Source organism: Lacunisphaera limnophila (assembly GCF_001746835.1).
GTDB lineage: Bacteria > Verrucomicrobiota > Verrucomicrobiia > Opitutales > Opitutaceae > Lacunisphaera > Lacunisphaera limnophila.
The window spans coordinates 3,840,309-3,861,968 of record NZ_CP016094.1 but is presented as its reverse complement, the minus strand read 5'-3'; the positions used below and the strand labels follow the sequence as shown (position 1 = coordinate 3,861,968).

Below are 21,660 nucleotides of genomic sequence, written 5' to 3'. Positions count from 1 at the left end.
GCTTACTCCGAGCGCAGGGCGACCATGGGGTCGACCTTGGTGGCCCGGCGGGCGGGGAGCCAGCAGGCGAGCAGGGCGGCGGCCGCGAGGAGGCTGACCACGGCGCAGAAGGTCACCGGGTCGAAGGTACTGATACCGAAGAGCGTGCTCCGCATCACATGGGCGACGGCGATGGCGCCGGCCACGCCGAGGACGATACCGACTCCGACCACGCGCATGGACTGGCCGACAACGAGGCGGAGCACGTTGCCGCGGTTGGCGCCGAGCGCGAGACGCACACCGATCTCGCGGGTGCGCTGGGTGACGTTCCAAGCGACCACGCCGTAGATGCCAACGGCGGAGAGGGCGAGGGCCACGCCGGCGAAGAGGCCAAGGAGCACGGTGTTGAAGCGGGTGCCCTGGAGGGTGTCGGAGATGAGCGAGTCCATGGGCGAGATGCGCTCGACGGGCAGATTGCGATCGAGGGACTTGAGAATCTCGCGCAGGACGGGCACGGCGGCGGTGGGCTCGCCGTGGGTGCGGATGAGCAAGATCATGAAGCGGCGCATCTGCGGGTAGTCCCAGCCCTGCCGCACGGGGATGAAGGCGGCGGGCGGCGGATCGCCGGCTTGGCCGAAATGACGGGCGTCGCGCACAACGCCGACGACGGTGGCCCATTGGAAAGTATCGAATCCGGGCGGGAGCATGCCAGGCGTGAGCAGATGCTCGGGGGCGCCGAGCATCACGCGCTTGCCGAGGGGGTCGACCCCGGGGAGGAATTCCTTCGCGGCGGCCTCGTTGAGGATGATCACCGGCTGGGAGCCGGCCCGGTCGGTGTCATCGAACACGCGGCCGCGGCGCAGCGGCAGGCCCTGGGCGCGGAAGTAGTCGCGGGTCACGAGCGAGAACTGAACGCCGCGGATCTCGTTGAGGTCCTGGTAGGCCCGGCCCTCGACGGCCAGCGGCATGCCCGAGCCGCCGATAAAGGGTGCGTTTGTGGTCGCGGCGACCGCGGCGATTGCGGGCAGGTCCTGCAGGCGGGTCACGGCGTCCTCGAAGAAGGTCGTGGCCTGCTCGCTGCCGGCGTAACGCGCCTCGGGGAGCTGGAGGGGGATGGCGAGGAGGTTGTGCCGGTCGAAGCCGACATCGACCGCGCTGATTTGCTGCAGGCTGCGGATAAGCAGGCCGGCCCCGACCAGCAGCATGAGGGAGAGGGCAACCTCCGCGATGATGAGGCCGGCGCGGATCCGACCCGTGGCCCGGCTGGCCGTGCCGCGGCTGCCCTCGGAGAGGGCGGGGCTGACGGCGGCGCGGGAGCCTTCCAGCGCCGGGAAGAGGGCGAAGAGCAGCAGCGTCCCAAGGGTGACGGCGAGGGAAAAGAGCATGACCGGGCCGTTGACGCGGATCTGCGCCTCGGCCGGCACAGCGTCCTGAGGCAGGATGGCGAGCAGGCCGTCGAGGCCCCAGACGGCGACGACGAGGCCGGCGCCCCCGCCGAGCAGAGCGAGGGGCAGGCTCTCGACGAGGGTCTGCCGGAGGAGCTGGCCTCGGCTGGCGCCCAAGGCGGCGCGCACCGCGTACTCGCGGCGGCGGGCGCTGGTGCGCGCCAGCAGCAGGTTGGCAACGTTGGCGCACGCGATGAGAAGCACGCAGGCCACGGCAAAGAGCAGCCCCAGCAGTGGGTCGCGGAACGGGCCGGCGACGGACTCCGCGAGGAAGCGGATGGCCACGCCGACATCCTTGTTGGTTTCGGGGAACTGCAGCGCCAGCTGGCGGGCGAGCAGGTCGAGTTCCGTCTGCACATCGTCCTTGCCCAGGCCGGGCCGGGCGCGGGTGACGACCCAGGTGTCCATGCGCATGAGCCGGCTGCGCATGATGTCGGTGTCGGCTTGGAGCCCGACGGGGGTCCAGACGTCGGCCGCCCAGAACTTGAAGACGGGGGGCATCACGCCGATGACGGTGTAGGATTTGCCATCGAGGATGATAAGCCGGCCGAGGACGCCCGGGTCACCCTGGAAGCGCCGCTGCCAGGTGGCGTGACTGAGCACGGCGACCGGGGCGGCGCCGACCGCGTCCTCGGCCTCGGTGAACACGCGGCCCAGCACGGGCGGGAGGCCGAGCAGGGGCCATACGGCGGCGGAGATGGCACCGTTGCGCAAGACGGCCGGTTCGGGGATGCCGGTGAGGGTGACGGCGCTGCCGCTGGCGAAGCCAAGGTGCTCGACGGTCTTCACCTGCTGGCGCCACTCGAGGTAGTCCGGGTAGGCAACCGGCATCTGGCTGCCGGGCTGGTCGAGCCGGCTGGAACCGACGAAGAGGATCTGGTTGCCGTCCTGGTAGGGGAAGGGGTTGAGGAGGACGGCGTGAACGACGCTGAAGATCGCCGTCGTGGCGCCGATGCCGAGGGCCAGCACGAGGGTGACCGTGGCGGTGAAGCCGGGGTTCTTGAGCAGCTGGCGCAGGGCGAAACGAAGGAGGGGCGGCATGGCGGCTTCAGTCGGCGCGGAGCGCCGTCATGGGGTCGATGCGGGTGGCGCGCCGGGCCGGCAGGTAGCTGGCGAGGAGCGCGACCAACACCAGCGTGACGGTCATGGCCGGCAGGATGACGAGGTCGAGGGAGGGTTTGCCGTTGAAGATCTGGGCGATGGCGAGATTGGCCAGAATGGCGCCGAGCAGGCCAAGGCCGGCTCCGAGCAGGGCGAGGCGGAAGCCGGCGCCCATGACCAGGCGGAGGATATCACGCAGCTGGGCGCCGAGGGCGAGGCGCACCCCGATCTCGGCCGTGCGCTGGGCGACGAGGCGGGCGATGACGCCGTACAGGCCCATGGCGGCGAGCAGCAGGCTGAGCACGCTGAAGCCGGCGAAAATCGTGGTGATGAGTTCCATGGTGCGAGTGCTGGTCTTGGCGAGTTCGTCCATGGTGTTGAGGAGCTGGACGGGGACGTTGGGATCGAGCTCCGCGACGGTGCGGCGCAGCGGCTCGGTCATGGGCGTGGCGCCGGCGCGCACGACGATGGTGACATAGTTCCAGGTTTCCTGGGCGAGCGGTTTGAAGACCTGATAGGGCGTGGACTGGGGGGCGGGGTTGCCGGCCAGGCCGACGTCCTTGAAGACGCCGACGATCTCGGCGACGACGGCGGTCTCACCGGAGCCCGTGCGCAGGCGCTGGCCAACGGGTTCCTGGCCCGGGAAGAGGGCGCGGGCCATGGCCTCGTTGATCAGAACGACGGGCGGCGCGCCGGCGCGATCCGCCGCGGTGAACGAACGGCCGGCGAGCAGGCGGATCTGCAGGGTGTCGAGGAAGGACGGCGAAACCGCATTGAGGAAGGCGATGGGTTCCTGGCCCGGCACGGGCGGTTCCCGGCCCTCGACGACGTAGGTACGGGTGGTGAGCAGCTGGTAGAGCGGGGCGGTCCAGCCGATCGCGACATTTTCCACGCCGGGCAGCGCGCGCAGGCGCTGTTCGAGCTCGTGATAGAAGCCGCGCACCTGTTCTTCCGATGCGTAGCGGGCCTGCGGCAGGTTCACAATGCCCTGGGTGAGGCCGGCGGTGTTCCAGCCGATGTCGCGCTGCTGGAGGGTCTGCATGCCGCGGATGAAGAAACCGGTGCAGCTGAGCTGGACGAGGACGGCGGCAAACTGGAAAACGATGAGCAGATTGCGGAAGCGGAGGTGCGAGCGATCACCGGTGGCGCCGCGGGCGCCGCTCTTGAGGGTGTCGTTGACGTTGACGCGGGCGGAGAGCCACGCGGGAGCGAGGCCGAACATGATCCCGGTGAGCACGGAGACGACGAGCGCGAAGGCCAGCACGCGGCCGTCGATGCTGATATCCAGCTCGATCGGGAAAGTAGCCGACATGGTATGGGCGATCCAGGCGTTGCCCCAGACGGTGACGAGGATGCCGAGGAGTCCGCCGACGCCGGCGAGCAGGAGGCTTTCCAGCAGCAGCGGTTTGAGCAGATGGCTGCGGGAGGCGCCGAGGGCGGCCCGGATGGCGAACTCGCGGGTGCGGGAGGTGGCGCGGGCCAGCTGCAGGCTGGCGAGATTGTCGCAGATGATGAGGAGGACGATACCGGCCAGGCCGAGGAGGAAGATGGGGCCGGCGGCGGTGCCCGGCGGCATGAGCGTGGACTGGAGCGGGTGGGCGCGGAGGCCGTCCTCACTCTGCTCGCGAGGCCGGGTGGGCGCGAGGTTGACGGCCACGGAGGCGAGCCGGGTGTTGAGCTGGTCGAGGGAAAGGCCCCCCTCGAGACGCGTGATGAGCTGGAGGGAGTTGTCGTCGTGGGTGGCCTTCTCCTGCTCGTTGAGCCCCATCGGGCGGAAGACGTCGCCTGGACCCCACAGGAAGAGGTTGGCGAACTCCGCGGGCAGGACGCCGATGATGGTGACCGGCTGGCTGTCCAGTAAAACGCTCTGGCCGACGATGGCGGGGTCGCCGCCGAAATGGGCGAGCCAGGCCTTGTGGCTGATGATCATCACCTGATTGCCGGCGTGGTCCTCCGCGGCCGAGAAGCTGCGGCCGAGCGCCGGGGGCAGGCCGAGCACGCTGAAGAAATCGGTGGAGACGCGCACGCCGTTGAGATTCTCGGGGCTGCGGCCCGGCTGCGTGAGCGTGTAACCCCACTGGCGGAAGCCAATGAGGCGGGCGAAGCCGGCCGTTTCGCGCCGGAGATCCAGGAAGGACGCCGCGCTGTGGCCGCCGCGCGGATCCTGCTTGGTCGTGCGGTAGACGCGGACGAGGTTGTCCTTTTCCGGGTAGGGGAGCGGCCGCAGCAGCAGCAGGTTCAGGATGCTGAACATCGAGGTGTTCAGGCCGATGCCGAGGGCCAGGGTGGCGACCATCACGAAGGTGTAGCCGGGGGCCTTGGCGAGCTGGCGCAGGGCGAAGCGGAGGTCGTTCATGGGGAACTAAGAATTAAGCAGGAAGAATTAAGAAAACGGCGGTGAGGTTGGCGGGCTGGGAACTTCTTAATGCATAATTCATCCTTCTTCCTTACTCGGAGCGGAGGGCGACCATGGGGTCGACGCGGGTGGCACGGCGGGCGGGGATGAGCGTGGCGATGAGGGAGACGACGGAGAGGACGACGGTGACGGCGAGGTAGGTGAGCGGGTCGAGGGCGGTGATCCCGATGAGGAAGTTCTGGATCTGGGCGCCAAAAGCGACGGCCAGGCCGGCGGAGAGCAAGAGACCGATGCCCAGGCCGAGGCCGAGCTGCCAGGAGCCCTGTTTCATCACCATGCCGAGGATGCGGCCTTGGTCCGCGCCGAGGGCCATGCGGACGCCGAACTCCTGCGTGCGCTGGTTGACCGAGAAGGACGTCACGCCGTACAGCCCGACCGAGGCGAGCACCATGGCGACGGCACCGAAAAGGGTGAACATGGTGGCGATAACCTTGTTGGCGCCGGTGAAGACCTCGATGCTGTCCTTGGGGGTGCCGACAAAGTACAGCGGCAGGTTGGGGTCGGCCTTGCGGGCCTCGCTGCGGAGGACCTCCAGGAGGGCGGTGCCGCGCTGGCCGCCGCGGGCCCGGAGGGCGATGGTGCCGAATTGCGGCGCCGACGGTTCCGCCGCCGCGACCGGGCTGAACAGCGTGGCAAAGAAGGGCACGTAGAAGCCGGAATCGTCGACATTGGCGTTGGGGAAGGGGCCGACCATGCGGACGTCGGACACGACCCCGACGATCGTGCGCCAGGGGGTGAACGACGCGCCGTTGTTGAGACTGAGGCGGAAGCGGCGGCCGAGGGCGCTCTCGAGGCCGTAGTGTTTCCGGGCGAAGGCCGCGTTGACGATGGCGACGGGGAGCCGGGCATCGGTGTCGTCGCCGTTGAAATCCCGGCCCTCGAGCAGCTTTTGGGCGGTGACGCCAAAGTAGCCGTCGGAGACCTGCTCGAAGCTGGCGTTGGGGCGGTCTTTTTCCTCCTTGTAGGCGCGGCCCTCGATCTCGATGGCGGTGGCGCCGGAGAAAACCATGCGGAAGCGGTTGGTGAGGGCGACCGCCTCGACGGCGGGGTTGGTGCGGACCTGGGCGAGCAGGCGCTCGTAGAAGAGCTGGCGCGCCTCATTGGTCGGGTAGTCGCCGTCCATCAGGCCCATGCGGCCGGCGAGCACGGCGGACGTGTCGTAACCGTAGTCGAGGGACTGCTGGTTGAGGATGGAGCGCAGCTGGAGCAGCGACCCGATGAGCAGGATGCAGGTGACGAACAGCTGGCCGACGACGAGGCCGCGGGTGATGAGGTTGACGGCGCGGCTGGTGGTGCCGCGGCCGCTGTCCTTGAGGGCCTCGGCGGCGCTGGCGCGGGAGGACATCCAGGCCGGGATGAGGCCGGAGACGAGCGCGGCGACGAGGGTGGCGCCGACGGTGAAGGCGAGGACGCGGCCGTCGATGTCGAAGGTGATGTAGGCCGGGATGGGGTTGGCGAGGTTCTTGACCGTCGCCGTGAGGAGGTCGACGGCCCAGTAGGAGAGGCCGACGCCGAGGATGGCGCCGAGGACGGCCACGAGCAGGCTCTCGGTCAGCATCTGCCGGATGAGGCGGACCCGCGTGGCGCCCAGGGAGGAGCGGATGGCGAGTTCCTTGGCGCGCAGGGTGGCGCGGGCGAACTGCATGTTCATCACGTTGACGCAGGCGAGGAGGAGGACGCCGAAGCAGAAGGCGAGCATGACGAGGAGCTGGCCGCTGAGGGCGGCGGGCGTGAAGGCCTTGATGAGCGGCTCGACCAGGGCGGTGTTGAAGACCTTGTTGGTGTCGGGGTAGGTCTCGGCGAAGCGGCGGGCGAAGGCGGAGAACTCCAGCTGGGCCTGGTCGACGGAGACGCCGGGCTTGAGGGACGCGAGGAGTTGCACGCCGTTGCCGGCGGCGTTCTGGTTGTTGCGGTCCTGCGGCGGGAACTCGTTGAAGACGGGGATCCAGAGCTGTTCGTTTTGCGGGAAGGCGAAGCCCGGGGCCATGACCCCGATCACGGTGGCCGGCTTGCCGTTGAGGCGGACGCTGCGGCCGAGGATATCGGGCGCGCCGCCGAAATGCCGCTGCCAGAGCTCGTAGCCGATGATGGTGACCTTGGGGGCGCCGGGGGTGTTGTCCTCGCGCGTGAAGCCGCGGCCCATGACCGGGGTGACGCCGAGGGCCGGCATGAAACCGTCGGAGACGTAGGCGCCGGTGAAGCGCTGGGCGTCGGCGCCGATGGTCATGTTGACGGTGGAGCCGTTGATGTAGGCCCCCAGGTGCTCGAGCGACTTTTGCTCGGCCTCAAGGTCGAGAAAGTCCTGGGAGAACATCTGGCTGTTCACGCCGAAGAAATTCACGGAGGTCGGGTCGATAAGCTGGACGCTCACGAGGCGGCTGGCGTTCGGGAACGAGAAGCCGCGCAGCATCACGCCGTTGACCACGCTGAACTGGGTGGTGACGGCGCAGATGCCGAGCGAGAGGACGAAGATGGCGAGCGCGCAGAAGGATTTTTCCTTGATGAGGACGCGGAGACCGATGCGCAGGTCCTGGAGAAAGGTTTCAATGATCATGGGCGTGGAAGGATTTGGGGCAGGAGGAACCAGAGGCGGAGGGCGGCGCGCGGCCACTCGCCGGACGGCGCCGCGTCGGCCGTGACCGCGGGCACAGGCGGGTTGAGCGCGAGGGCGAGGGAGGCGGGGAGGCCGGGATGAGGCCAGGAGACGGTGGCGAGGCCCAGGGCGACGACCAGGAGCGTGAGCTGGCTGGCGCGGGCCAGCGAACTACGGAAAATCCAAGGGTGCGCGGTGCCGGCCATGGCGGATCAGGGGAGAAGGCCGAGCAGCGAAACGAGGAAGGTTGCGGCAACGGCGAGCGCAACTCCGAGGGTTAGGAAAACACGCGAGTGATCCCGGAAGGAAAGCGTGTGCGTGGCGAGCGGCATGTGCGGGCATTTGCATGGTGCATGCCAACGTTCGCCACAGTTGTTAAGTCAACGGGAACAACGGCTAAGGAATGCCGACCCTCTGTCTTCCCTCGGATTTGCCCTGAAAATGACATCACCCGGTCCCGATTGTGGGATGCCCCGGGCGGAGGTGGTGGCTTAGACGAGCATGCCGGCGATCGCGGCGGCCATGAAGCAGGCGAGGCTGCCGCCGAGGAGGGCCTTCACGCCGAGCTTGGCGAGGTTTTCGCGTTGGGCCGGGGCGATGGCGCCGATGCCGCCGATCTGAATGCCGATGGAGACGATGTTGGCAAAGCCGCAGAGCGCGTAGGTCATGATCATGAGATTGCGGCTGTCGGTGTAGAGGCCGGTGTCCTTGAGGCGGGCGAGATCGATGAAGGCGACGAATTCGTTGAGCACGGTGCGGGTGCCGAGGAGGGCGCCGGACTGGAGCAGGGCGTCGTTGCTGATGCCCATCAGCCAGGCGACAGGGGCGAAGAGCATGCCGAGCAGGAAATCGAGCGAGAAGGACTTGAACACGCCGCCGGTGGCGGTGGCGACCCAGGTGTTCAGCCCGAGCGGATCACCGAGCCAGCCGCTGAGCACATAGTTCACCAACGCGACGAGGGCGGTGAAGACGATCAGCATGGCGCCGACGTTGACGCAGAGCTTGAGGCCGTCGGTCGTGCCGAGGCAGATGGCGTCGAGCAGGTTGGAGCCGATCTTCTCCTTGTTGACCGCGAGTTCGGTGCTGACGGCCTCCGTCTGCGGCACGAGGATCTTGGCAATGAGCAGGGCGGCGGGGGCGGAGATGACGGACTTGGTGATCAGGTGGGTGGCGAAGATCACCTGCTGCGCCGGGTCGGTGCCGCCGAGGAAGCTGATGTAGGCGATCATCACGGCGCCGGCGACCGTGGCCATGCCGCCGATCATGACGCAAAGGATTTCCGAGCGCGTCATGGTGTTGAGGTAGGGCTTGATCAGGAGCGGCGCCTCGGTCTGGCCGAGAAAGATATTGGCGGAGGCGCTGAGGGTCTCCGGGCCGGAGAGGCGCATGGTCTTGGTCATCACCCAGGCGAAGACCCAGACGATCTTCTGGAGGATGCCGAGGTAGTAGAGCGCCGAGGTGAAGGCAGAGAAGAAAATGATGGACGGGAGGATGCTCAGGCCGAAGACCACGCCGTGCTTTTCCTGGTCCACCAGCGAGCCGAAGACGAATTTCGTGCCCTCGTTGGTGAAGGCGAGGAGCTTGACGAAGAAGTTGCCCACCAACTCGACGGCATAGCGCACCGGTGGCGCGTAGATGACCAGCCCGGCGAAGACGAACTGCAGCAGCAGGCCAATCGTGACCACGCGCCAGTTGATGGCCCGGCGGTTTTCGCTGAAGAGGACGGCGAGGCCCACGAAAACAGTGATGCCTAACAAGCCGCGCAGAATGTGGGTGAGTTGCTCCATGGAAGAAGAAGGGGATGAGCGGGGGGGGAAGCTACGGAACGCGAGGGTGAGCAGGAAGAAGGCCTGCGGCGAGAAAGTTTTCCGGCAGGAAACTCCCGGCACTTCGGCGCGTCTAAGCGGTCACTTACTCGCATGAATGCCCTCGACCTAATCCTGCTGGTGGCCGGCATGACTGCTGCGGCCGCGGTGATGGCGGGGGGCGTGGTCTGCCTGGTGGTCTGGTTCGCGGGCGGCCCGGAAAAGCGGGCAAGTGAGGTTTGCCCTGCCAGCCGAAAGTCCTAGGCTGCGGGCATGGACATCAAGGAAAGACTCGCCCGGCACCTGGGCAAAACCCCCAACATCAGCGCGGCGGCTTTCGTGGCACCCAACGCCACCGTGCATGGCGACGTGAAGCTCGGCGCGCTCAGCAGTGTGTGGTACGGCTGTGTGCTGCGCGGCGATATCAACACGATTGAGATCGGCGAGGGCTCGAACATCCAGGACCTGGCGATGGTCCACCTGGCGGATGACTATGGGGTTAAAGTGGGCAACTACACCACCATCGGACACAGCGCCATCATCCATGCCTGCACGATTGGCGACGAATGCCTGATTGGCATGGGGGCCACGATCCTCGACGGGGCGGTCATCGGGGACCATTGCATCGTCGGGGCGAATGCCCTCGTGACGCAGCGTTTCGTCGCCCCCGCGGGCTCCATGATCCTGGGCTCACCCGCCAAGGTGGTCCGGCCGCTGAAGGAGACGGAGCTGCAGGGCCTGCGGGCTTGGGCGGAGAAATACGTCGAAGTGGCCAAGGCACATGCGGCGCGGCTGGGCTAGCCGGTCCGATTCGCACGGACTTTGGCCAAGATATGCGGAGCCGGCCTGAGACCGGTGGGGTACACTGGTGGCATCAAAGGAGCTGCCATGAAAACCAACATCGGATCATATGATATCGGGCTGCGTTTTGTCGGGGGCTGCATCATCGCCCTCTGGGGAGTCTCGGCGGAAAACCTGTGGGGACTGATCGCCCTGCCGCCAATCCTGACCGCCGTATGCGGGTATTGTCCGCTCTATGCGATCCTGCATATCGACACCACGGCTTGCGACCATTGAGGCCGGCCGAGGACCGGGCCGGAGCGCCGCGGGCGTGACGCGGCCCCGGGTGGGCTAACGCACCCGTTCCAGAACGGAGAAGGTGTAGCGGAAATTCCGGTCCGCGCCCTCGCGTTTCCAGGTTTCCCGCCAGGACAGGTGCCGCCATTCGGGAAACCACGTGTCTCCTTCCACCGGGGCATGGACCTGGGTGAGGATCAGGCGGTCGGCGAGCGGCAGGGTTTCCTCATAGATCCGCTGGCCGCCGCACACCAGCAGGCGTCCGGGCAGTTTTTGGGCGAGGGCCAGGGCTTCCGGCACGTTCGCCGCGACCAGGACCCCGGGACGGGCCAGGGACCGGTCGGAGGTGATCACGACCGGCTGGCGGCCGTCGGCCCGCACGTGGGGCCAGGTCTCGTAGCAGATGCGGCCCAGGACCACGGTATGGTTGGCCGTCTGGTCGTGGAACCACTGCTTGTCCTCCGGGATGTCGAACGGGAGGCGGCCGGCGCGGCCGATGATGCGGTTTTCGGCACAGGCGACGATCAGTTCGATGGGATGGGGCATGACGGGGGACGGAGGAAGACATTCCAAGGTGAGGCGTGGCAGGCAAACCTCGTTTTCGAACTAGGCTGGAGTGGTCGCCGGCCGGCGCTTCCGGCATTGCCAGCCGCCGACTTTGCCCGTGTCATAACGCGCAAATGACTATCGGCGTACCCAAAGAAATCAAAATCGGTGAAACCCGCGTCTCCCTGACGCCCAATCTCTGCCGCCGCGTGATCGCGCTCGGGGGCGACGTACTGTTCGAAAAAGGGGCGGGCCGCAGCGCCGGCTTCACGGATGACGAATACAAGGCCGCCGGCGCCACCGTCGTGGCCTCGGCCGCGCGCGTGTGGAAGGAGTCGGACTTCATCCTCAAGGTGAAGGAGCCGCAGGCTGGCGAGTTTGCGCTGATGCAGGAGGGACAGACGCTGTTCACCTACCTTCATCTCGCGGCGTGCCCGGAGCTGGCGAAGGAGCTGTGCCGGAAAAACATCCTGGGCATTGCGTATGAGACGGTCGAGGGCGCGGATGGATCTTTCCCGCTGCTCAAGCCCATGTCACAGGTGGCGGGCCGGCTCTCGATCCAGATCGGTGCCTACCGGTTGCAGTCGCAACTTGGGGGCTCGGGGGTGCTGCTCGGCGGCATCCCGGGCTCGATGCCTGGTCACGTGGTGGTGATCGGGGCGGGCAACTCCGGTGCGCATGCGGTGCAAATGGCGGTCGGCATGGGGGCGCGGGTCACCGTGCTCGACCTCGACACGCGCAAGCTGGAGGCCCTTGACCAGGAATATCGCGGCCGCGTCGTGACGCTCATGTCCAATCCCGCCAACATCGCCTCGGAAGTGGCGGATGCCGACCTCCTGATCGGTGCGGTGCTGATTCCCGCCGCGCGGGCACCGATCGTGGTGAGCCGGAAGGTGGTGCGGCAGATGCGCCCGGGCAGCGTGATCGTGGACATCGCGATCGACCAGGGTGGTTGCGTGGAGACGATCCGCCCGACCTCGCACGAGGAGCCGACCTACGAGGAGCACGGGGTGATTCATTATGCCGTGCCCAACATGCCCGCGCTCGTCGGGCGGACCTCGACCATGGGGCTGACGCAGGCGACCGAGCCGTTCATCGCGTTGATGGTGCAGAAAGGGGTGGAACGCGCGCTCGTCGAGCATCCGGGCCTGGGCCGGGGCGTGAACACGCGCGGCGGCCGCATCACCTACGACGCGGTGGCACTGGCGCTGGGCTTCGAAGCGTAAACCCGGCCGTCACCGGCCGGACTCTGGGGGCTTGCCCCGACCACCGGGGCGGCTATTTTATTTAGTGCATGACTGCGCCGCCGACCACGGGCCTCGCGGAAAATCCCGCCAGCGACGGCGCGACGCTACTGCGGATACGTATTTTTCAGCTGACCTGCGGCCTGACTGCCGTGCTCTGCCTGCTGGTAGTCGCGCCGCTGAATGCACTGCAGAACCTGCCGTGGGGCGTGCATCTGGGCAATGTGGTGCTCGGTTTGGCCGGAGCCATCTGCTATTGGCGTTCGCGGCGCGGCCGGCACCACTTCGCCCTCTTTCTGTTCGTGCTGGTGGTCCTGCTCGATGTCATCTGGTTTTTAAACGCCGGCTCCGATGGCAGCGTCACGCATTATTTTTACCCGGTGATGCTTTTTGTCATCACGCTGTTCACCGGTTGGACCCGCTGGGTGCTGGCCGTGGGTGTCTGGGTGAACGTCGGTCTGCTGTTCGTCCTCGAGCAGCGGTTCCCGCACTGGGTCACGCCGTTCCAAAACCGGCTGGACCGGCTGGTGGATCTGGAGACCGGCATCCTGTGCAGCTTCCTGGCGCTGGGCTCGGTCTCGTGGTTCATCCTGGCCAGTTACAACCGCGAACAGCGTCGCGTGCGCGAGACCGCCGCGCGCCTGGTGGCGAGCGAGGCCAACTACCGGGAGATCTTCAACTCCACGAGTGACGGGCTCATGGTGCACGGGGCTGATGGTCGCATCCTGGATGTGAACGAACAGGCCTGCGCCCTGTTCGGGACGGACCGGGCCGGGCTGATCGGGCGGGCGGTGGAGGATGTCAGCCTGGGCCAGAGCCCGTACTCGGCGCAGGAGGCGCACGCGAAGCTGCAGCGGGCGTTGCGTGGCGAGCCGCAGCTGATCGAATGGCGGAGCAAGCGGGCTTCCGGGGAACTCTTCTGGTCGGAGGTGGCGCTGCGGGCCTGGCAGGGCGGGGAGGGCGATCGGGTGGTGGCGGCGATCCGGGATATCTCCGGCCGCAAGGACGCGCAGGAGGCGCTGCGCTTGAACGAGGAGCGCCTGCGGCTGGCGATGGAAGCCAGCCACCAGGGTTGGTTCGAGGTGAACGTGCCGACCGGTGAGACGATATCCAGCACGGAATATGTCCGGATGCTCGGCTACGAACCAGCGGAATTTCAGTCCAGCCTGGCGGCATGGATCGAGCGGCTCCACCCCGCCGACCGCGATGCCGCGCTGCAAGGATACCGGGGTGGAATGCAGACGGGGAAAATCGAATCCATAGAATACCGGCAGAAAACGAAGGCTGGCGGGTGGAAATGGTTCCGGTCGGTCGCGAAGGTGGTGGAACGCGATCCCGCCGGCCAGCCGGTGCGGGTCATGGGCACGCATACCGACATCACTGAGCGCAAGGAGCTGGAGGCGCAGCTGCTGCACAGCCAGCGGCTCGAGGCCGTGGGGACGCTCGCCAGCGGCGTGGCCCATGATCTGAACAACATCCTCACCCCGATGCTGATGGCGAGCGGCATCCTCCGCGACAAGCTCGCCGACGCCCGCGACCGTGAACTGATGGGCCTGCTCGACGATGGCGGGCGCCGGGGCGCGGCGATCGTGCGCCAGCTGCTGGCCTTCAGCCGGAACCTGGCCCAGGAACGCGTGCCCCTGGACCCGCGGCAGTTGTTGCGGGACATGGCGCAGCTCATGCGCGCGACGTTGCCCAAGGGAATCTCCATCGTGGAACAGGCGGGTGAAACCGCCGGGCTGATCGAGGCGGAACCCAACCAGCTGCACCAGGTGCTCATGAATCTCTGTGTGAATGCGCGCGACGCCATCAGCGCGGGCGGGACGATCACCCTGGGCTTGGAGCGGGCGGACGTGAGCGGGGTCGCCGGAGCCAAAGACGGGCCGCACGTGGTGCTGAGCGTCGCCGACACCGGCCATGGCATTCCGCCGGAAATCATGGAACGGATCTTCGATCCCTTCTTCACAACCAAGCCCCTGGGCAAGGGCACCGGTCTGGGGCTCGCGACCGTGCACGGCATCGTGAAAGACCATCACGGCTTCGTCCGCGTCGCCAGCCAACCGGGGCAGGGGACGACGTTCCGCGTGTTCCTGCCGGTCTGGTCGGGTCTGCCGGGCTCGAGCCCGGCGGCTACCCCGAGCATCCAGGCGGTGACCCCGACCGGAGCGCACGTGCTGATCGTGGACGATGATCCCGCGGTGCGATTGGTGACGGGGCGATTGCTGGAGCGCATGGGCCATCCCGTGCTCACGGCGACGGGCGGGGCGCAAGCACTCGAAATGCTGAAGCAGCACCGGGCGGAGGTGGCGTTGGTCATCACCGATTTTTCGATGCCCGAGATGGACGGACCGACCTTGGTGCCACGCTTGCTCGCCTTGTCACCAGGCGTGCGGATCATCGGGGTGTCCGGTTTGGATCAGCGCTATCGCCTGGCAGAATTGGCGCGGCTCGGATTCAGCGAGGTGCTGAGCAAGCCCTATGAAATGAGCGACCTGATGGCGGCGGTGAAGCGGCAGCTCACGCCAACGGAGACGACTCCGGGTGTGGATCCGGCCCGCTGACGCGGTCGGCGGGCGTGTTCCAGTTGGCCACGCGCCAGAGTTCGCCCTCGGGCAGCGGCACACTGCGCAGGAGATGACGGGTCATCAGGGCCCCGGCCAGGGCCTGCAGGGAGCGGTCGGGGCCGGCCAAGCGCGCGGTGGCCTCGACGAGCGCGGTGCGGGGGTAAATCGCCGCGAGCGGTTCATAGCTGCCGTCGGGCCGGCAGGCCACGGCCCCGATGTTGCTGCCGCAGTAGCTGCCCAGCCAGTGGTACCACCAGGCATCGATGCGCGGCATGTCGACCGCGAGCACGGCGACGAGGAGCGTGCGGGAGGAACTCAGCGCGGCGTGCAAGCCGGCGAGCGGGCCGGCGTCGGCGACCGCATCGTGCCAGAGCAACACCGGTTCGGGCAGACCGAGCGGCGCCTGGCCCGGCTGACGGACGACCCCGACGAACGCGCACCCGGCGTCGCGCAGCACGGCGGCCTGGCGCTCCCACAGCGGCCGGCCCTCGTGGGCGAGCGTGGCCTTGTCGCGGCCCATGCGGCGGGAATGTCCGCCCGCGAGCACGGCGCCGGTGAGTTGATTGGCGGGGATCATGCCGGATGGATGCAGCCTGCGGGCAGGCGCGGTGAGGATTAGCCGGCAGCCGGGTAGCCTGCAAGCCGGCTCCTACCGGGCGGGCTGGGCCCGCAGCCAGCCGTCGGACAGGATCCGGCACCGCAGGCCGCCGCGGCCTCTCAGCCAGGCCTCGGCGCCGGGGCCGAGGGCCTCGTCCATCCAATAGCAGGGACGGCATTCCTCGGTGCCGAGGAGCCGCACGCCCTGCAGTTCGAATTCCGCCCCGATGAGTTCGTTCAGGTCGGCGCCGGTCACCAGCAGGTTGCGCCGAAGGGCGGCGGGACTGGCCTCAGGCAGATTCACGGCGGCGCGAAGTTCAGCGAACACCTCGGTGGAGAAAAGGGTGACCTGACCCTTGTAGTCGGGTTGGTGGTCGAAGAAACGGTCGCCCTTAAGGCCGCGGCCGGCGATACACTCGATCTGTGGCACCTCCCGGACGGGATGGTTGAGTGAACCCAGGCCATGCCGGCCGAAAAAACTGTGTCCCTCGGAAATGAAAATCCGGTTCAGGCTCAGCACGGTGGTTAGGGTCAGGGGCATGGCGGTCCTAAGGGGATGTAACCAAGAATGTACACGAGTGGACACAAATCCGGCGCTGAGGCACGGCACGAAGCGGAAGTATCATGGATTTTCAGGCTGAACTATCATTCACCGAAGCCAATGATACCGCGCAGGCTTTGTAGGCTGGTTGGCGGGAGTGGGGATCGTACGCGGGGAAGGTGAGGCGGTTCACTTCCGGGAAATGCATTGGCATGAAGACCTGGCGCGGTTGCACGATGGGAGTGACGACCGCCAGCGCGGTGGTCTCACCGCGACGGGAGCGGATGGCGACCGTCTGGCCGGTGCTGAGGCCGAGGGCGGTGGCGTCGGTGGGATGGATCTCGATCCACGGCACGGTGGGGGCGAGTTGGCGGAGGACGGCGCTCTTGTCCGTGCGCGAACCGGTGTGCCATTGGGCGGAGGAGCCGCGGCCGGTGTTCAGGAGGAACGGGTAGGCGGCGTCGACCGGCTCCGGCAGCGGCGCGGGCTCGTCGAAGAGGAACCGGGCGCGTCCATCAGGGGTGGGGAATTGGCCGTCGGCAAAAAGGCGGCGCTCGCGGTCGGGTGGGGGTACGGCGGGGTCGCCGAACCCCGCCTCGGGCGCGGCGGGATTCGGCGATCCCGCCCTACAAAAAGTAGAATCCGGATAGGGCCACTGGATGCCTCCTTGTTCCTCGATGTGGTCGTGGTCGCGGATGCCGGTGAAGTCGCAGGGCTGGCCGCGGGAGAGGTCCTTCAGGATTTGCAGCGCGGCGGCGGGCGACGACCAGCGGGTGAACAGCGGGCCGCAGCCCCAAGCCTCGGCCACGAGCTTGAAGATCGAGAAATCGCTGAGGGCCAGGCCGGGAGCCCGGGCGACCTTCCGGGCGTAGCCGAGGCGGCGCTCGCTGTTGATGAACACGCCCTGCTTCTCGCCCCAGCCGGCGGCGGGCAGCACGAGGTCGGCCTGCTGGGCGGTCTCGGTCGTGGCGTACATGTCTTGCACCACGAGGAAATCGAGCTGGTCACGCAGGCGGGCGAATTTGCCTGAGTTGATCCAGGAATGCGCGGTGTTGGTGGCGATGATCCAGAGGGCGCGAATCTCGCCGGTCTCGACGGCGTCGAGGATGCGGTCATAGGCGCGACTGGGTTGCGCGGGGATCAGGGCCGCGTCGATCCCGAGGATGCCGGCGACATGGGTGCGATGGGCCGCATTGGCGAAGTCGTAACCGCCGACGAGCGAGGTCGCGTTGCCAAAGAGACGCGAGCCCATGGCATTGCACTGGCCGGTGATCGAGTTGGCGCCGGTGCCGGGTTTCCCGATCTGTCCGGCCATGAGCGAGAGGTTGATGAGGGCCTGGGCGGTGCGGGTGGCCTGGTGGCTTTGGTTCACGCCCATCGTCCACCAGTAGGAAACGCGGGCGCCCGGGCGGCAGATCGCGGCCGCGGCCCGGTCTAAATCCGCGGTCGACAGGCCGGTTTCGGCGCTGACGCGGGCCGGGGTGAAGGCTTCGACGAAGGTGGCGAAGGCGGCGAAGCCCGTGGTGTGCGCGGCGACGAAGGCCGCGTCCACGGCGCCCCGGCGGATGACCTCGCGGGCGAGGCCGTAGAGCAGGGTGAGGTCGCTCTTGGGGTAGGCGGGCAGGTGCAGGGTCGCGGCCATGGCGGTTTCCGTGCGGCGCGGGTCGACGACGATGAGGGTGGGCTGGCGCCGGTTTCGCATCACGCGTTGCCACATGATCGGGTGGGCGATGCAGGGGTTGGCGCCGACAAAGACCAGGACATCGCTTTCTTCGAAGTCAGCGTAGGTGAAGGGCGGGGCGTCGAAACCATAGGACTGCTTGTAGGCCACGTGCGAGGTGGCCATGCACTGACGCGTATTGCTGTCGAGGTCGGCGATGCCCATGCCGAACTTCGTCAGCGCGCCGAGCAGGGCCATTTCCTCGGTCATGATCTGGCCGGTGCTGAGGACGGCGACCGAGCCCGGACCGTGTTGGGCTTGGATGGCCTTCAGGCGGTCGGTGAAAACGGCGAGGGCCTCGGGCCAGGTGACGGGTTGGAGGACGCCGGTGGCGTCGCGGAGCAACGGGGTGGTGCAGCGGTCGGGGGCCGCGAGCGGGGCGAGGGACTCCCAGCCTTTCGGGCAGGCCATGCCCAGGTTGACCGGGTGGTCCGGGTCCGGGGTGAGGTTGATGGCTTCGCCCGCGGCGTTTAGGTGGATCTGCAGCGAGCACCCGGTGCTGCAGTAGCCGCAGATGGATTTGGCCGTACCGGCGGGCGCGAGTCGAGCGGGGAGCTGGCCGAGGCCGAAGTCGCCGGGGCGTTGCACGAGCTCGCTCGTCATTGGCCCGGTACGGGCGTGCAGGAGATCGTCGAGGGTGTTCATGGGTGACCGGGCCGGCGGGGGTCGGGCTGGCCGGGCATCTTGGGGGCGTCGACGGCGCGGAAGAACAGGGAGCGCTCGACCCCCTCGCCGGCGAGAAGCCCAGCCACTGTCACGTAATAAGTGACGTGTTCGGGGGTGGATCGGGCGAGCAGGGCGAGGAAGGCGAGCAGGCCGAGGGTGTAGCGCAGGATCGTGGCGCGGCGCAGCGGGCCGCGGAGCAGGCGGGCGGAGGTGCTGGCGCCGGGCAGACTGAGGGACTCGATGACTAATTTGGCGAATAGGACGAGCGCGGCGGTCACCGGTGCCACCGTGGCCAGGGCCAGGACCAGACCAGTGCCGAGCAGGCGGGGGGCCGTGTGGCTCAGGCGCCAGAATTGCCGACGGGTGTCCACATAGATCATGACCGAACAACCCAGGCCGAGGAGCCCGGTGACTGCGGCCGCGAGGGCGAGGGAATCCGTCAGCCCGGGCCGGGGGAGTACGAAAGGCAACAGGGCCGCCGCCCCGGTGAGGCCGAACCAGGCGCCGAAGAGGACGGCCTCACGGCTGAACCAGGAGCGGCGCAGGCCGAGAAAGACGCGCCACGCCCGCAGCGGCTGGCCGAGGTGAAGCGTGGCGGCGCCGAGGCCGGTGGCGCCGAGCGCAAGAGGCAGCCAGCGCAGCAGGGCCGGTGCCCCGGCGGCGAGCGGGGTGAGCAAGACAGTCTGCAGGCAAATGGCGAAGGGCAGCAGCGTGAGCAGGATGACCAGCGGCCAGTGGGCTGGTTGCGGGCGCAGCAGGGTGGCGTCGGCGGCCCGGGTGTTGGCGGGCACGGGACGCTGCGTGACGTAACGCGTCGTGGGTTGGGTGTAGGACGGGTCGGGGGCGGAGGGGAGGAAATCAGGATTTGAAATCTCAGATTTAAGATTTGCGATGGGGGAAACGGTGACCGTCACGATCTTGATGGCGTGGGTGGGGCAGGCTTGGGCGCAGGCGGGGGCCTCGCCGACGGCGAGGCGCTGGTGGCACAGGTCGCATTTCCGCACGATGCCGAGGCGCTCGTTGTATTTCGGCACATCGTAGGGACATTTCAGAATGCAATACTGGCAGCCGATGCACTGGTCATCGAGGTGACGGACGATGCCGGTGAGGGGGGCCTTCTCGTAGGCCAGCACCGGACAGCCGTTGAGGCAGGCGGGATCGGCGCAGTGGTGGCAGGCGGTGGTGATGGTCTGCTGGTAGGGCGCGGCGCCAGAGCCGCCGGCCACGAGGCCGACATCGCGCCAGGCCTCGCCGTCATCGAGACCGTTGAGGGAATGGCAGGCGACGACGCAGGCCTTGCAGCCGGAGCAGGCATCGAGATCCACCTCGAAGGCGTATTGTTCGCCGGGACCGGGGGTAGAGAGCGGGATGAGGCTCTGGTAATTTGAGATTTGAGACCTGAGACTTGAGAGCTGGTCGTGGGCGATGCTCGCGCGGGCCACCGGGGTTTGCAGGCGGCTTTGCTCGGCGAGCAACTCCTCGACCAAATTGAGCAGCGGAGGTTGTTTCCGTCGGGCGACCATTATTCGGAATAGGCCCTATACGACTTATAGGGCCTATGGGATGAGAGCTCAGTAAACATCGCGTTGGTAGCGCTTCGCGGACTTAAGGGCCTGCACATAGGCGGCAGCTTGGTCGGGGGATTTTCCGGCGGCTTTTTCAATGACCTGGTGGAGCGCGAGGTCGACGTCCTTGGCCATGCGGGAGGCGTCGCCGCACACGTAGAAGTGCGCGCCGGCCTCGAGCCAGGCGTAGAGTTCGGCAGCATTTTCGAGCATGCGGTGCTGGACGTAGATTTTTTCGGCCTGGTCGCGGGAGAAGGCGAGGTCGAGGCGGGTGAGCACGCCGGATTCCTGCAGGCCGAGCAGTTCCTCGCGGTAGAGGAAATCGGCGGAGGCCTTCTGGTCGCCGAAGAAGAGCCAGTTCCGGCCCTTGGCGCCGGTAGCGCGGCGTTCCTCGAGGAAGGCCCGGAAAGGGGCGATGCCGGTGCCGGGGCCGACCATGATCATCGGCAGGTCCGGCGCCGCGGGCGGGCGGAAGGACTTGTTGGCGTGGACGAACACGCCGACCTTGCCGGCGGCAAGCCCGCGCTCGGCGAGGAAGGTGGAGCACACACCCTTGCGCGGCCGGCCGTCCCGGTCGTAGCGCACGGCCCCGACGGTAAGGTGGACCTGGCCGGGGTGCGCCCGGGGGGAGGAGGAGATCGAGTAGAGGCGCGGCTGGAGTTTCTTCAGCTTGGCAATGAAGTCGGCGGGAACGGGTTTCGCGGGCGCGGCGAGGAGTACGTCGATGACGTGGTGGGGCGCTGATGTCTCCCGGGGCGGGGGCGCCCCGGCTCCAGTGACGGGCACGCCGGCCAGCAGCGCAAGGAGCTCGGGCGTGGGCTTGCCGAGGTCGTAACACTCGGTGAGGGCGCGGCGGAGCGGAAGTTCTCCGCCGGGCGTCGGGACGGCTTCCTCGCCGTCGCAGCCGAGGAGGGACAGGATGTCCGCGACGAGTTGGGGGCAGTTTTGCGGCAGCACTCCGAGGGCGTCGCCGGCCTCGTAGGTTAACCCGGAGCCGGCGAGGGAGAACTCGACGTGGTTGACCTCCTTGCCTGAACCGGGGCCGTTGAGGTGGCGGACGGTGAGGACGGAGGCGGGGAAGGGGTTTTGTTTGGTGTAGGTGATTTCCTCATGGGTGGGAGCGACCTTGGTCGTGACCTCGGGAGACCCAGTCGCGAGCGAGCTCGCTCCCACAGGGGCGGAACCCAAAGCCGCGAGCGCCTGGTCGAGCCAGGCGGTGAAGGGGGCGTCGTAGTCGAGGTCGCAGTCGGTGCGCGGGGTGGTGCGGGTGGCGCCGAGTTGCCCGAGCCAGGTGTCGAGGTCCTTGCCGCATTGGCAGAACTGGGCGTAGTTGGTATCGCCGAGGGCGCAGACCGAATAGCGCACGGCGCTGAGCGCCGTGCACATGGGAGATTTCAGATTGGAGATTTCAGATTTTAGGGCGGTGTGCAGGGCCTTGACGGTGTCGGGGGGCTCGCCGTCGCCGTAGGTGCTGGTGATGATCAGGACGTTTTTCTCCTGGGCGAGTTTGGCGAGGTCGGTCTGGGCCAGGTCGAAGATGATGGGGGCGAAGCCGCGCTTGCCGGCTTCCTTGGCGGCTTTTTTGGCGAGGGTCTCGGCGGTGCCGGTCTGGGTGCCGAAGAGGATCGTCAGCGGCGCGAGCGCCGGAGTCGCGAGCGAGCTCGCTCCCACAGGGGAGGCAACGGCGGAGCGGGAGAAGACACCGGCGAGGAAGCCGTTGAGCCAGGCGCGCTGCTCGGGCGTGAAGGGGGCGGTGTCGGGAATGAGGGGGGCGGGATTCACTGCGGGAGAACGATTATGA

Annotated in this window: 16 protein-coding genes; 5 read left to right on the top strand and 11 right to left on the bottom strand. The window is 67.6% G+C overall.

Features of this window, described 5'->3' with window-relative positions; all coding sequences use genetic code 11:
* Window positions 1-2: 2 nt before the first annotated feature.
* The 5 genes from Verru16B_RS16220 to Verru16B_RS16200 form a co-directional block, all read right to left on the bottom strand.
* Window positions 3-2,465, bottom strand: coding sequence for an ABC transporter permease (locus tag Verru16B_RS16220; RefSeq protein ID WP_069963267.1), 2,463 nt, complete (start codon window positions 2,463-2,465; stop codon window positions 3-5).
* Window positions 2,466-2,472: 7 nt separating this feature from the next.
* Window positions 2,473-4,881 carry an ABC transporter permease gene (locus tag Verru16B_RS16215; RefSeq protein WP_069963266.1) on the bottom strand — a complete coding sequence of 803 codons (2,409 nt, stop codon included), beginning with the start codon at window positions 4,879-4,881 and terminating at the stop codon, window positions 2,473-2,475.
* Between the two features lie 91 nt (window positions 4,882-4,972).
* Complete coding sequence (locus Verru16B_RS16210) at window positions 4,973-7,495, bottom strand: ABC transporter permease (protein ID WP_069963265.1); 2,523 nt, start codon at window positions 7,493-7,495, stop codon at window positions 4,973-4,975.
* Window positions 7,492-7,740, bottom strand: coding sequence for a Rossmann-fold NAD(P)-binding domain-containing protein (locus Verru16B_RS16205; RefSeq protein WP_069963264.1), 249 nt, complete (start codon window positions 7,738-7,740; stop codon window positions 7,492-7,494). The genes Verru16B_RS16210 and Verru16B_RS16205 overlap by 4 nt, the downstream gene beginning before the upstream one ends.
* Before the next feature lie 285 nt (window positions 7,741-8,025).
* Window positions 8,026-9,321 (bottom strand): NupC/NupG family nucleoside CNT transporter, encoded by a 1,296-nt coding sequence (locus tag Verru16B_RS16200; protein WP_069963263.1) that lies wholly within the window; start codon window positions 9,319-9,321, stop codon window positions 8,026-8,028.
* Window positions 9,322-9,453: 132 nt separating this feature from the next.
* On the opposite strand from Verru16B_RS16200, the gene Verru16B_RS18465 reads away from it, so the two are divergent.
* The 3 genes from Verru16B_RS18465 (at window position 9,454) to Verru16B_RS16190 (ending at window position 10,416) form a co-directional block, all read left to right on the top strand.
* Window positions 9,454-9,603, top strand: coding sequence for a hypothetical protein (locus tag Verru16B_RS18465; protein WP_157772499.1), 150 nt, complete (start codon window positions 9,454-9,456; stop codon window positions 9,601-9,603).
* A 9-nt stretch (window positions 9,604-9,612) separates the two neighbouring features.
* On the top strand, window positions 9,613-10,140 hold the full coding sequence (locus Verru16B_RS16195; protein ID WP_069963262.1) for a gamma carbonic anhydrase family protein: 528 nt from the start codon (window positions 9,613-9,615) through the stop codon (window positions 10,138-10,140).
* Between the two features lie 87 nt (window positions 10,141-10,227).
* Window positions 10,228-10,416 carry a YgaP family membrane protein gene (locus tag Verru16B_RS16190; RefSeq protein ID WP_069963261.1) on the top strand — a complete coding sequence of 63 codons (189 nt, stop codon included), beginning with the start codon at window positions 10,228-10,230 and terminating at the stop codon, window positions 10,414-10,416.
* Between the two features lie 54 nt (window positions 10,417-10,470).
* Here Verru16B_RS16190 and Verru16B_RS16185 read toward each other — a convergent pair whose 3' ends face one another.
* Window positions 10,471-10,962 carry a dihydrofolate reductase gene (locus Verru16B_RS16185; protein WP_069963260.1) on the bottom strand — a complete coding sequence of 164 codons (492 nt, stop codon included), beginning with the start codon at window positions 10,960-10,962 and terminating at the stop codon, window positions 10,471-10,473.
* 134 nt (window positions 10,963-11,096) lie between these two features.
* Here Verru16B_RS16185 and ald point away from each other — a divergent pair, with 134 nt between their 5' ends.
* Together ald and Verru16B_RS19145 are read left to right on the top strand one after the other, a co-directional pair.
* Window positions 11,097-12,188, top strand: a complete 1,092-nt coding sequence (ald, locus tag Verru16B_RS16180; RefSeq protein ID WP_069963259.1) for an alanine dehydrogenase — start codon at window positions 11,097-11,099, stop codon at window positions 12,186-12,188.
* Between the two features lie 68 nt (window positions 12,189-12,256).
* A complete protein-coding gene (locus tag Verru16B_RS19145) occupies window positions 12,257-14,767 on the top strand; it encodes a PAS domain S-box protein (protein ID WP_069963258.1) in 2,511 nt (836 codons plus the stop codon).
* On the opposite strand, the gene mobA is transcribed toward Verru16B_RS19145, so the two are convergent.
* From mobA to Verru16B_RS16150, 5 genes are all read right to left on the bottom strand, one after another.
* Window positions 14,724-15,347: a molybdenum cofactor guanylyltransferase gene (mobA, locus tag Verru16B_RS16170; RefSeq protein WP_069963257.1), complete on the bottom strand. Its 624-nt coding sequence runs from the start codon at window positions 15,345-15,347 to the stop codon at window positions 14,724-14,726. The two genes, Verru16B_RS19145 and mobA, sit on opposite strands and share 44 nt — an antisense overlap.
* Before the next feature lie 72 nt (window positions 15,348-15,419).
* The gene (locus Verru16B_RS16165) at window positions 15,420-15,908 is read right to left on the bottom strand and encodes an MOSC domain-containing protein (protein ID WP_069963256.1); all 489 of its coding nucleotides are present in this window, start codon (window positions 15,906-15,908) and stop codon (window positions 15,420-15,422) included.
* 91 nt (window positions 15,909-15,999) lie between these two features.
* Window positions 16,000-18,273 (bottom strand): molybdopterin oxidoreductase family protein, encoded by a 2,274-nt coding sequence (locus tag Verru16B_RS16160; protein WP_069963255.1) that lies wholly within the window; start codon window positions 18,271-18,273, stop codon window positions 16,000-16,002.
* Complete coding sequence (locus Verru16B_RS16155) at window positions 18,270-19,817, bottom strand: DmsC/YnfH family molybdoenzyme membrane anchor subunit (protein WP_069963254.1); 1,548 nt, start codon at window positions 19,815-19,817, stop codon at window positions 18,270-18,272. The genes Verru16B_RS16160 and Verru16B_RS16155 overlap by 4 nt, the downstream gene beginning before the upstream one ends.
* A 48-nt stretch (window positions 19,818-19,865) precedes the next feature.
* Window positions 19,866-21,641 (bottom strand): sulfite reductase subunit alpha, encoded by a 1,776-nt coding sequence (locus tag Verru16B_RS16150; RefSeq protein ID WP_069963253.1) that lies wholly within the window; start codon window positions 21,639-21,641, stop codon window positions 19,866-19,868.
* Between the last annotated feature and the right edge of the window lie 19 nt (window positions 21,642-21,660).